General features: G+C 44.3%; 9 protein-coding genes. 6 read left to right on the top strand and 3 right to left on the bottom strand.

Features of this window, described 5'->3' with window-relative positions; translation table 11 throughout:
- Window positions 1-18 precede the first annotated feature (18 nt).
- The 4 genes from BTO10_RS13570 to rsmF all read left to right on the top strand — a co-directional run bounded on the left by BTO10_RS13570 (window position 19) and on the right by rsmF (window position 7,381).
- Window positions 19-1,815: an ABC transporter ATP-binding protein gene (locus tag BTO10_RS13570; protein ID WP_105024860.1), complete on the top strand. Its 1,797-nt coding sequence runs from the start codon at window positions 19-21 to the stop codon at window positions 1,813-1,815.
- Between the two features lie 54 nt (window positions 1,816-1,869).
- On the top strand, window positions 1,870-3,156 hold the full coding sequence (locus tag BTO10_RS13565; RefSeq protein ID WP_105024859.1) for a paraquat-inducible protein A: 1,287 nt from the start codon (window positions 1,870-1,872) through the stop codon (window positions 3,154-3,156).
- Window positions 3,143-5,800, top strand: a complete 2,658-nt coding sequence (locus BTO10_RS13560) for a PqiB family protein (RefSeq protein WP_105024858.1) — start codon at window positions 3,143-3,145, stop codon at window positions 5,798-5,800. The genes BTO10_RS13565 and BTO10_RS13560 overlap by 14 nt, the downstream gene beginning before the upstream one ends.
- A 159-nt stretch (window positions 5,801-5,959) precedes the next feature.
- Complete coding sequence (gene rsmF, locus BTO10_RS13550; RefSeq protein WP_105024856.1) at window positions 5,960-7,381, top strand: 16S rRNA (cytosine(1407)-C(5))-methyltransferase RsmF; 1,422 nt, start codon at window positions 5,960-5,962, stop codon at window positions 7,379-7,381.
- Between the two features lie 99 nt (window positions 7,382-7,480).
- On the opposite strand, the gene BTO10_RS13545 is transcribed toward rsmF, so the two are convergent.
- Window positions 7,481-8,386 carry a CvfB family protein gene (locus BTO10_RS13545; RefSeq protein ID WP_181143980.1) on the bottom strand — a complete coding sequence of 302 codons (906 nt, stop codon included), beginning with the start codon at window positions 8,384-8,386 and terminating at the stop codon, window positions 7,481-7,483.
- A gap of 28 nt (window positions 8,387-8,414) precedes the next feature.
- Here BTO10_RS13545 and BTO10_RS13540 point away from each other — a divergent pair, with 28 nt between their 5' ends.
- Window positions 8,415-9,770: a hypothetical protein gene (locus BTO10_RS13540; protein WP_105024855.1), complete on the top strand. Its 1,356-nt coding sequence runs from the start codon at window positions 8,415-8,417 to the stop codon at window positions 9,768-9,770.
- A gap of 101 nt (window positions 9,771-9,871) precedes the next feature.
- Here the strand turns inward: BTO10_RS13540 and BTO10_RS13535 are convergent, their stop codons facing one another.
- Both BTO10_RS13535 and BTO10_RS13530 read right to left on the bottom strand, forming a co-directional pair.
- Window positions 9,872-10,357, bottom strand: a complete 486-nt coding sequence (locus BTO10_RS13535; RefSeq protein ID WP_105024854.1) for a PaaI family thioesterase — start codon at window positions 10,355-10,357, stop codon at window positions 9,872-9,874.
- 176 nt (window positions 10,358-10,533) lie between these two features.
- Window positions 10,534-11,421, bottom strand: coding sequence for a putative PEP-binding protein (locus tag BTO10_RS13530; RefSeq protein WP_105024853.1), 888 nt, complete (start codon window positions 11,419-11,421; stop codon window positions 10,534-10,536).
- Window positions 11,422-11,628: 207 nt separating this feature from the next.
- On the opposite strand from BTO10_RS13530, the gene BTO10_RS13525 reads away from it, so the two are divergent.
- Window positions 11,629-12,687, top strand: a complete 1,059-nt coding sequence (locus BTO10_RS13525) for a 3-deoxy-7-phosphoheptulonate synthase (RefSeq protein ID WP_105024852.1) — start codon at window positions 11,629-11,631, stop codon at window positions 12,685-12,687.
- The last annotated feature ends 5 nt before the right edge of the window (window positions 12,688-12,692 follow it).

Raw genomic sequence — 12,692 nt, 5'->3', positions numbered from 1 at the left:
GGACTTATTCTCATTAAAATGACCAATTCAGATGACACTATTAGCCGTTCTTGGCTGATAACTCAAGTAAAAAAACACAAGTCCAAACTGGTGTTTGCCAACATCATTGCCGTGCTCGCGACGCTGATCAGTGTCCCTATCCCACTGCTGATGCCACTTATGGTGGATGAGGTACTTCTCGACCAGCCAGCATCTGGACTTGAGATGATGAATCATCTGCTGCCAACCTCAATGCAAACGCCTACTGGCTATATTGCGTTAACTCTTTTACTTGTCATCTTGATGCGTACAGTCAGCCAAGGGCTTAATATCCTTCAAGGACGTCAATTCACTCTGGTCTCTAAAACCATCACATATAAGATGCGCAGCAAAATGATCGACAAACTTGGTCGTATCAGCATCAGACAGTACGAGACAAAAGGCAGTGGCGGTATCAATGCTCACTTAATCACAGACATAGAGACTATCGATAAGTTTATTGGTTCAACACTGTCTAAATTCCTAATCAGCTTTTTAACTGTGTTCGGTACAGCGATCGTTCTATTGTGGCTAGAGTGGCGTTTAGGCCTGTTCATTCTACTGGTCAATCCTGTTGTCATTTACTTCTCACGTAAACTAGGCAGTAAAGTTAAGCACCTAAAGAAACACGAGAACCAATCGTTTGAACGTTTTCAAAACCGATTAGTAGAGACATTAGATGGCATCTATCAACTGCGTGCAGCTAACAAAGAACGTATCTTCCTTGATGAACTCAAGGTTCAAGCTAACCAAGTAAGAATCGATGCTGACAAATATGCATGGCAGTCAGAAGCCGCTGGCCGAGTTTCCTTTCTACTCTTCTTACTAGGTTTTGAACTGTTTCGCGCGGTAGCTATGTTAATGGTGCTATTCAGTGACTTAACCATTGGTCAAATCTTTGCTGTATTCGGCTACTTGTGGTTTATGTTAGGCCCGGTACAAGAGCTGCTTGGTATTCAATTCTCTTGGTATAGCGCTAAAGCAGCGCTACAACGTATAAATGATCTTCTACAACTAGAAGAAGAGAAACGCCCAGTCAGCAAGGTGAACCCATTCAATGACGAAGAAGAAGTGACGGTCGATATTGATAACGTTACATTCTCTTACACATTAGAAAACACTGTTTTAAATAACCTCTCGCTGCACATACCTGCTGGTAAAAAAGTGGCATTGGTTGGGGCTAGTGGTGGCGGTAAATCTACGCTAATCCAATTGCTGATTGGGGTTTATCAAGCTGACTCTGGATGTATTCGCTACAACGGTGAAACTACCGATGACATCAGTTTTGATATTATACGCAATCAAATTGCTGTTGTTTTACAACAACCTATACTCTTTAACGATACATTAAGGCATAATCTGACCCTTGGCGCTGACTATAATGAAATGTCGTTGTGGCGCGCGCTTGAAGTCTCTCAAATGCAAGACGTGATCAAGCAGTTAAGTAACGGCTTGGATACTCAAATTGGTAGGAACGGTGTTCGACTATCAGGTGGTCAACGACAACGTCTAGCCATTGCTCGTATGGTGCTGAGCAACCCTAAGTTTGTTATTCTTGATGAAGCAACATCAGCATTAGATACGGCAACAGAGTCTGCACTGCATAAAGCGTTGAGTGAGTTTTTGAAAGACCGCACAACTTTAATCGTGGCTCATCGCTTATCAGCGGTGAAACAAGCCGATCTAATCTATGTTTTAGAAGATGGACAAGTCACACAGACGGGAACACATGGTGAACTGGTTGAACAACAAGGACTTTATCAAACACTCTATGGCAGTGTGCAATCGCACGCCTGATAGTTATTGTCCTAACCACATACACCACACTTCTAAACTGACACACAATTCAATATGGGAGGTCGCGTGACCTCCCCATCTGCAACTCAAGGTTTATCAACGACCAAGCATCAAAGCGACAGCAGCTCTGTTCGTTTGTGTCAGGGCTGTGAGCTTCCTATCGACAAGGTAGACATCCCACTAGGAAAGTCCGCCTATTGCCCGAGGTGTGGTACCCAGCTTTACCGAGGTGGCACCCCTAGCCTTTCTGGAAACCTAGCAATCGCGATCACATGCTTGTTACTGTTTATCCCGTCCCACTTTTTTGATTTCATTAGCATTCGTCTTATCGGGGTGATGATTCCCGCTACGCTGCCATCCGGCGTATTTACTTTGATGAATGAAGGTTTTCCACTGCTCGGCTTACTCATCTTATTCTGTAGTTCAATAGCGCCGTTGCTCGTTTGTAGTTCTGTACTAATCAGCCACTTCTCTCTTCGCTTTGGCCTCTTTACACCATTTCGCTACTCGCTAGTCATCATTCAAATCTTAAAGCATTGGATGATGTTGGATGTGTTCTTAGTGAGCGTGGCGATCTCCTGTTTTAAGCTACAAGACTACTCTGACATTTTTGTTGGTCCCGGTTTAATTGGCCTGATCTTACTCCAACTATTTAGCGTGTTACTGGTGAGCCGCATTAGTGTTCGCCGCTATTGGGAAGCGTGGGCAAAAGAATCGGAATATAGTTTTACCAAAAACAAAAACGTGCACTGCCACAACTGCCACCTTTCTCAGCCTGACGGTCACGCTTGTGTTCGTTGTCATCATGCTTTGTATCACCGCAAGCCTTACTCGATGCAAAAGACATGGGCACTGCTTTTTGCTGCCGCCGTCGCGATTGTGCCAGCGAACGTGATTCCTATATCTATTCTTATTACAAACGGCCAACGACTCGAAGATACGATCATTTCCGGTGTCGCCTCTTTAATTAATAGCGACATGTACGGCATCGCTGCCATCATTTTTATTGCGAGTATTGTCGTTCCCGTGGCCAAAATTCTTGGGCTTGCTTACATATTGATTTGTATTCAAATGAAACGAGCGCTTTACCACAGACAACGCATGACCATCTATTTTATCGTGAAATGGGTGGGGAAATGGTCCGTTATGGATCTGTTCGTTATTTCGATCATGATGACATTGGTCGACCGTGGACAAATTTTAAACTTCACACCAGGTTATGGTGCAGTCGCTTTCGGCGTGGTTGTTGTTCTAACAATGCTGGCAGCGGAAAGCTTAGATCCTAGGCTAATTTGGGATAACTATACCTCTAAAGATGAGTCAGTGAATGAACGACAATAACCAATCACAAACATCATATTCGCCGGAAGTCAGAAAAAACAAAGGAATTTCTCCTTTATGGATTCTGCCGATCCTCACCGTCGCGCTTGCGGGCTGGCTAGTAATGAAGTCAGTCCATGATGCAGGCCAGCGTGTGCAGATCTACTTCTCAGATGCGGCAGGCTTAGTCGCAGGACGCACCACGATTCGCTACCAAGGCTTAGAAGTGGGTATGGTCCGCGATATTACCCTCTCGAAAGACTTATCTAATATCTATGTTGATGCTGATATCTATCCGGAAGCGAAAAAGCTTCTGTCTAAAGGCACTCGTTTTTGGTTAGTGAAGCCGACCGCAAGCTTGTCTGGAATTTCTGGGCTAGATGCGCTGGTATCCGGTAACTACATTGCGATTCACCCAAGTGAGACCAAACAAGAGCCAGAAACTGTTTTCCAAGCTTTGGAGTCTGCGCCTTCTGACTTATTAGCTGCCGATGGCTTGAACATATCACTGACCACAAAAGATTTGGGAGGCGTCTCTGTCGGCTCTCAGATTGTTTATCGTAAAATCCCAATCGGTGAGGTCTACAACTATCAGCTTAACGAAAGCGGAAAGTCAGTCACAATTCAAGCGGCTATTAAAGATGAATACAGCCATATCATTACCGACCAAAGCCGTTTCTGGAACGTCAGCGGCTTAGGGGCAAGTATTGGATTTTCTGGTGTTGATGTCCACTTGGAAAGCCTAAGCGCTCTGTTAGGTGGCTCTATCGCCGTAGACTCACCAGGAGATGGTCAGCCGGTTGAGATGAACACCAAGTTCAAACTCTACCCAGATCTAAAAACCGCTGGTCGTGGTATCTCTATTAAGATTGCGGTCCCTGATGACAATAAGATCAGTGCAACTGGTGCTCCAATCATGTACCGCGGCATCGAAATTGGACAAATTACCGACTTATCACTCAGCGAAGGCCGTGAAAATGTCATCGCATCTGCAGCTATCCAACCTGCGTTCAGTGATTTCCTTAATAGTGGCAGTAAGTTCATTCTCGAAGAAGCTGAACTATCGCTGACAGGAATGAAGAACATCGCTAACTTGGTGACGGGCAACTTCTTAACGCTAGTCCCAGGTGAAGGTGAAAAAGCACGACGTTTCACTGCGATTCGCAAAACGGAATATAGCCAAGAGCAAGAAAAGTCCATTGCTATTCGCCTTACCTCGAACAACTCTTTTGGTCTCGATGTAGGCACACAACTACTCTATAAAGGCATACCTGTTGGCTCAATCATCAAAGTAGGTTTAGTTGATGGAGTTGGCACCGGCAGCGATAAGCACGAAGTGTTCATGGACGCGCTGATCGACAATCAATACGCTCACCTTATCAAGAGTAATAACCGCTTCTTCGTAACCGGCAGCGCAAGTGCTGAATTGACGGAATCTGGGTTAAGTGTGACCGTCCCGCCAGCAAAACAGCTACTGACAGGCTCTATTAGCTTCGTGAGCGAAGGTAAAGACCAAACAAGAGAAAGCTACCAACTTTTCCAAAGCAAATCGTTAGCTGAGATTGCAAAGCTCAACCTATCTGGCTCTAAAACACTATCGCTGTTCGCAAGTGAGTTACCATCAATTTCTAAAGGTAGCCCACTACTCTACCGCAACCTACAAGTCGGTAGTGTGAGTGATTTTCACCTTGCTGACGGCGGAGTAAGAATCCAGGCAAGCATTGAAAACCGCTACACGCACCTAATAAACAACAATACCGTGTTTTGGAATCGTTCTGGTGTTGAAGTCGACGCGTCTTTGTCTGGTATTAGCATCAAAGCAGCTCCGGTAAAAACACTAATTCAAGGTGGCATTGCATTTGATTCACTACCGGGTATCGACAACAAACTCGGTGATGTTTGGAAGCTCTATAACGACTCTAAATCTGCTCGTAAATTTGGCCGTGCCATAACGATTACGTCGTCAGGTGACCAAGAAGTCAGCAAAGGCACGCCAATTAAATATCAAGGCGTCAATGTCGGTGAAGTGACTTTAGTCGTTCCGAATTTCACTAAAGGTGGCATTGAGATTACGGCTCGTATCCTGCCTGAGTATGTCGATAAGATAGCTGTTGCCGGCAGCCATTTTTGGCTAGCTGAGCCAGAGATTGGTTTGAATGGGATTAAGAATGTCTCTTCTCTGATTTCTAAGCACATTAAAGTTGAACCGGGTAAAGGAAACAAAACCACAGCATTCAAGCTAAGTAATGGTCCACTTCAACCTGAAGGCAAGATTTTCACACTACAAAGCGAGAGCCGTGGTTCGGTATCAGAAGGTACGCCAATTCTGTTCCGCGAATTAGAAATCGGTACAGTCATTGACGTTCAACTTGGCGAGTTTGCAGATCGTATTATCTCTACGATTCAAATCAAACCAGAGTTCGCTTACTTAATTCGTGCCAACAGTGTCTTCTGGAATGTATCAGGTGTGGATGTGTCTATCGGCTTGTCTGGTGCAAACATCAAGGCAGGTACTGTCGATAGCTTAATCAGAGGTGGTATTACTTTCTCAACACCGCCAAGCGATGAACTGCAGCCTTTGGCAGAAGAAGACCAGTCATTCTACTTGTACCCTAAAGCGGAAGACGAGTGGAAATCGTGGAGAACGGCCATCCCTCGCCCATAGACTTGACTCATAGCTCCAGTCCTCTGAGCGCATAACCGACAATTCACATCTAAATGCAGCCTGTGGGCTGCATTTTTATTGTTTAAAGCAAATTTGGTTTAGGACAGTCTCATTTTGCTTTAAACTGCCCGCATTCACGCTAAAAATCGAGATACCCTTTTGCACGCTAACGTATATATCCCAGAAGAATTTCTTACTCATATTGAAAGCATCATGCCTAGCCATTTAGATATGGCTTCATTTGTCGCTTCTTGTCAAAAGCCACTTCGTAAAAGTATTCGAGTGAACACTCTCAAAATCAGTGTTGAAGACTTTCTGGTGCGCGCAAAAGATAAAGGTTGGGAACTGGAACCAGTACCTTGGTGTGAAACGGGTTTTTGGATCACTGCAGATGAAACTGAAGCGCCACTAGGTAATACTGCCGAGCACATGTCTGGTTTGTTCTACATCCAAGAAGCCAGCTCAATGATGCCACCGTCAGCGCTTTTCCAAGGTGAAGAAAACTATCAAGCAGTTTTAGATACCGCTGCGGCTCCAGGTTCTAAAACCACTCAAATTGCAGCGCTGATGAACAACTGTGGTGTGTTGGTTGCCAATGAATACGCAGCAAGCAGAGTTAAAGTGCTTCACGCTAACATTGAACGCTGCGGCGTAAGAAATGCAGCGCTAAGTAATTTTGATGGTCGCGTGTTTGGTGGCTGGTTACCAGAACAATTCGACGCTGTATTACTAGATGCCCCCTGCTCTGGTGAAGGCACAATTCGTAAAGATGCCGATGCTATGAAAAACTGGACGTATCAATCAGTTGTTGAGATTGCAGACACGCAAAAAGACCTCATTGAAAGTGCATTCCACGCTCTAAAACCTAATGGTGTATTGGTCTACTCAACTTGTACGTTAAGCACAGAAGAAAACCAACAGGTATGTCATCACTTAAAAGAGACCTTTGGTGATGCGGTGGAATTTGAATCTCTCGAATCCCTATTCGATAACGCGAAAGCAACTACGACAGAAGAAGGCTTCCTACACATCTTCCCTCAGGTTTATGACTCTGAAGGTTTCTTCGTTGCTCGTATCCGAAAATTAGCGTCTGTGACACCACCAGAAGTGAAAAAGCGTTTAGGTAAGTTCCCATTTGAGAAGGCTTCGAAGAAAGCACAACAAGAAGTTGCTGAACAGCTTTTAAGTACATTGGATATCGAGCTACCATCAGATACTCAAGTCTGGATTCGTGACAAAGACGTTTGGCTATTCCCCGAAGCATTGGAGCCAATGATCGGTGAATTCCGTTTCTCTCGCATGGGCATCAAGATCGCAGAAACCCATAAAAAAGGCTACCGTTGGCAACACCAAGTGGCAACGACATTAGCCACGGGCAATGAAACGAACATCGTGGAGCTCACTATCGAAGATGCTCGTGAGTGGTTCAAGGGACGAGACGTTCGCCCGGAAGGCTTATCCGGCAAAGGGGAAGTACTGGTCAAATACAATGGCGCAATCATTGGCCTTGGTAAGTGGGTTGGCAATCGAGTTAAAAACGGTCTGCCGCGAGAGTTAGTGCGTGATAAAAACCTGTTCTAGCCACAATTCCAGCCCTACCGCTGAATAGGCAGATAGGAGAACAAACAAAAAGCCCAAACAGGAAAGTTTGGGCTTTTTTTTAACCGAGGGTTTGGCTTATTAAGCTAGGCTGATGCCTTCTTTATCGATAGAGATCTTGCCAGCCTTGTACAAGCCACCGATGGTCTTTTTGAATGTACCTTTGCTGGTTCTGAAAGCAGAGAAGATCGCTTCAGGTGAAGACTTATCATTCAAAGGCAAAAAGCCGCCTTTCTTCTCAAGCAAGTCTAAGATCTTAACGCTTAGGTCATCCATCTTAGCTACGCCCACTTTCTGAAGAGAAAGGTCAATCTTACCGTCTTCTTCACGAATGTTTTTAATGTAGCCTTTCAGCGTCTTACCAATAAATAATTTACCGATAATGTCTGATGGGAAAATCATGCCCCAGTGTTCGCCGTTAACGATCGCTTTGTAGCCTAGTTGGCTGCGCTCAGCGATGATTAAGTCCACTTGCTGGTTACGTTTGTAATTCGCCGGAGTGTTGTCTAACCATTTGTTAAACTTAGTTGTACCTACAATGCGGCTAGATGCTTTATCAATGTACACATATACTAAAATTGACTGGCCTTCGTTTAATCGACCACGTTGTTCGCTGAAAGGAACTAGTAGGTCTTTACCTTTCACGCCCCAGTTCATGAATGCACCGGTGCTGTTTACACCTTCAACAGTCATCAAGCCAAACTGGCCAACTTGTGCGATAGGTTTTTCAGTCGTTGCAGCGATCTGGTTGTCAGAATCAATGTATAAGAACACATCTAACTTTTGACCAATTTCAACACCTTCAGGAGTAAATCGTTTCGGCAACAACACCGTTCCATAGTCGCTAGCGTCAAGGAATACACCGAAATCTGCTTGTTTTACTACTTCTAAGTTGTTTATTTGACCAATATTAATCATCAAGATTGTCTCTACTTTAAATTTGGCGGAGATTATACGTGATCTCTGATATGCTTTCGCTAGTTTCATTCATATTTTTACATTCTAGGAGCCATCGTTGATCACCGTTGATAAACAAGATGCGATAACACTCAAAATTAACCATGCAATGGCTAAGACAAAAAAGCTCGACATGGACGTTTATCTATTCATTCCCGGTGAACTTGGACTCACTCCAGAAGTACTTTCTGAGAGCGCATTTTTCTATAGCTCAATAACTCAAAAACGCGCGTACTACAGTGATAAAACACTACTGCCTCTGGTACACAGCCGTTTGGCAAAACGGGGACGACTGTCTACCACTCAATACCGTGTAAGTTTGAGCTTGTTCGCCTACCAATACGTTATCGCTCTAGATAAAGCCGTCAGCAGCTTAAACAAAAATGATAGTGACGACGTAACGGCAGACGAAGTGGATGAGGTTATCGAACTGGCGTTAGACATATTAAAGAAGCTACGCCGAAGTATCCCTTATGAAGAAAACTTGAAACGCTACTACGCGAATATAGACAACTACCTATCTTGGTACACCGAGCAAAAATTCCTATCGCTAGTGTCACACATGCCTCGTGGTAGCGAGTATTCAACCATTAAAGAGCGCCTGTTAACCCTTTGCGATAAAGAGACCGCTCACCGAAAGCTGAACCGATACAACTCTGCCAAGGTGCGAGAAGACATAACCCGCTTGAGTAACAAAATGCGCTTACTGCGTCGTTTGATTGAACACCCTATCGTACTCAAAGAGAAAACCACCTCGATGGGTAAAAACGTTAAACGAGCCGTGAAAGGTGTTGCGACAGGCTTAGTGATGGTGGTTGTAACCACAACGGTTATCTTAGCCCGAGATTTCCTGGGAGAGATTACCGCTTCTTTCATCGTCGCGATGTCTTTTATCTATGCGCTACGCGAGATCTTCAAAGACGATTTAAGAGATATTCTTTGGCGCTGGCTTCGTAAAGGCAAGCCAAAGTGGAAACGCCGTTATTACGACCCAACGACCAATAAGTCAGTCGGTCATAAACTCGAGTGGTTGGACTACGCAAGCTTTTCAAAACTCGCTGACCGAATTCAGTCGATACGCAAAAAACGTGTGGTGCAGCGTGAAGAGCAAATCTTGCATTATCGCTCACATACGGAGATGTCGACATCAACCTTTATGAGTGGCTACGAGGAAACGCGTGAAACCTTATCGATCAGCTTAAGAGCGCTGACACGCTTAATGGATAAGGGCTCAAACAAGATTTATCGATTGAATGAAGGCCAAGTGAGTCAAGAGTCCGTTGAGAAGCGTCACCTACTCAACCTGATCATCAAAGAGAACAACCACGACAACGAACCAACTTACTATCGTTGGAAGATAGTCATGAACCGTTCAAAGATTGTCGATATCGAGCAAATCACACAAGAGTCATAGTGCTAAGACGAATGTTACTATTACGGCATGTGGATATACATTCACATACCGTTTTTTTGATTTGAATCCCACCCAATATCATTATGAACTGCCACTTGTGACTACTTTCGAGATGGGATCTTTTTGATGGAAAGCGTGAGCGTAAATTCTGCCATTGGCTCATCGCCATGCAGAGATGGGCACGTTGCGATAATGGTTACTGGCTGATTCACTCGCTCCCCGGTCGACATGGTTTCTGCCAGCATAGTGTTGATCAACTCACCATCAGTACAAGTGAAATGCACATCACCTTCGGGGCGCTTCAAAAAGTTACCAGTCACCCCTTTAAACGCCAAAGAAATCTTCTCACCTTGCTGTTGAGATTTACTCATCGCAAGAAAGCCGCCTGCTACATCCGCACCTACAGCTAAAACACCGAAGTACATACTATTTAAATGGTTTTTGGTTCGTCTTCTGAGTGGAATTTTCACCTCTACACGCTCGTTGTCGAGAACCAGAAGCTTTGGTCGACACAGCCAGATGAGTGGGACTTTGAAAAAGCCAAACATGCTTAAATAGAAATTTGCTTTTTGTAGAGGGGTTAACATTCGAATCACCTAGCCTAATTAGTCATCAGACCAGTTAATCGACTAACGATTTAAATGTCAAAAAAATGTTACAAAAAAGAGATATCACCACACAATGATATCTCTTTCATTCTCAAGGCGTTAGCGCTTAGTATCAACTCATACAGCAAGCTGATTAATAAAAGCAATAGCCTAAATTATGCCGTCACGACGGTTTCAACACCTTCAAGGTCAGCGATGTAACCTTGTAAACGCGGATAATCAACCAAGCCTTGAGTCACAAGCAAAACAGGTTTCTTAGCGTTCTGTGTCGCTTTCACAATCATGTCTAACAGCGTAATTACCGCTTCGTTCTGTGGGTCAAAAGCGTGTTGCTGCGCTTCATTCTGCTTATCAACACCAAGCGTAAAAGACGCTAGGCTGTCGACATTCACTACCACACCATCAAAGTAATGCAGTAGACGTTCACTCAGTAGAACGGCAGATGGCACGTCACATGAGAACAACACCTTCAAGCCATTCAAACCACGAGGCAAACCTTGTTCTGCAAGTAAATCGATGATCTTAGCCGCGTCGCTTAATGCGCGCACATAAGGAACTACCACTTCTACATTAATGCCTTGTTCACGCAGAGCCTTAACGACCTGACACTCTAATGCAAAGGCTTTGCTGTATTCTTGCGTCGCATAACGCGCAACACCACGAACACCAAATGCTGGGTTTACTTCTTCTACTTCGCAATTACCGCCTAAAAGCGAGCGAAAGCCGCAGCTGTCAGCGTTGCTTAACGCGATGCGTACAGAAGCATGATTTGGTTGAACTGCCACTTGAATCGCCGTAACTAAGGTAGAAACGAAATGCTCATCAACGCTTTTGCCACCAAGAATAGCGTCCAGAGAGGTTTGCTCTATATCAGAAAGTGTATCTAAATGGCTTTCAATACTTGGATGGTAGAAGACGCGATCCATGACCAATTCAGATAGAGAGACGTACAAGTGGTTGGAATTATTATTATCGTTATAAGAAGGCAGCACATCGCCTAAGACTAGTTCTGGGTGCAAAGTGCTTTGATTTTCTTGAGTCATTGCTGCTCCAGCATTTTTATGTTGTGTTCAACCGAAAATACCGATAGCTGCCTGTTAATACAAGTGAAAATCCCGTATTTAGCGTCGGGCTGCTGATAAAAATAAGAATATTAGTAATAACAGAGATAACTTTGACTTAAGAGAGTTTATTCCTCGGTTCAATTCCGTTATCTTAACCACTTCGCAATAGAATAAAAAAGCTATCACATGCCATTAAAAACTGATGAGTTGAGAACCCAAGCTCTGGGTCCTATGCCAACTCCTGCCGAATTAGGCAACGCACACCCAATTACTGACGACGTTGCTGAGCGTATTGCAAATTCTCGCCGCCAAATCGAAGATATCCTAACTGGTCGTGATAACCGCCTACTAGTTATCGTAGGCCCTTGCTCTGTTCACGATACAGAAGCGGCACTTGATTACGCTGAGCGCCTGAGCCAAATTCAAGAACAATACAAAGACGAATTGTTTGTTGTAATGAGAACCTACTTCGAGAAACCGCGCACGGTTGTAGGTTGGAAAGGTCTGATTACCGATCCAAACCTTGATGGTTCATACGCATTGGAAACAGGTTTAAACAAAGCACGTCAGCTTCTGCTTGATATCAACAAGCTTGGCCTAGCAACTGCGACTGAATTCCTTGATATGATCACGGGCCAATACATTGCAGACCTAATCACTTGGGGCGCAATTGGTGCTCGTACTACAGAATCTCAGATTCACCGTGAAATGGCTTCAGCACTGTCTTGCCCTGTTGGCTTCAAAAACGCGACAAACGGCAACATCAAGATCGCTATTGATGCAATTCGCGCATCACAAGCTTCTCACTACTTCTACTCACCAGATAAAAATGGTCGTATGACGGTTTACCGCACTTCAGGCAACCCATACGGTCACGTCATTCTACGTGGTGGTGATAAAGGTCCAAACTTTGATGCAGAATCTGTTGATAGCGCATGTAAGCAGCTTGCTGAGTTCGACTTGCCTCAACGTTTAGTCGTAGACTTCAGCCACGCTAACTGTGAAAAGCAACACCGCAAGCAGTTAGACGTTGCAAAAGACATCTGTGAACAGATCAAATCTAACAAAAATCAAATTGCAGGCATCATGGCGGAAAGCTTCATTAAAGAAGGTAACCAGCCAATGACGGATATCAACAACCTAGAATACGGCAAGTCGATTACCGATCCGTGTCTAAGCTGGGAAGATACCGCGACAATGTTAGACATGCTTGCAACAGCAATTAAAGATAGAAACTTAGCTTAAGGAAA

It is taken from the genome of Vibrio chagasii (assembly GCF_002954585.1).
Lineage (GTDB): Bacteria > Pseudomonadota > Gammaproteobacteria > Enterobacterales > Vibrionaceae > Vibrio > Vibrio chagasii_A.
The sequence above is the reverse complement of the archived record's forward strand: the minus strand, read 5'-3'. Positions and strand labels throughout refer to the sequence as shown.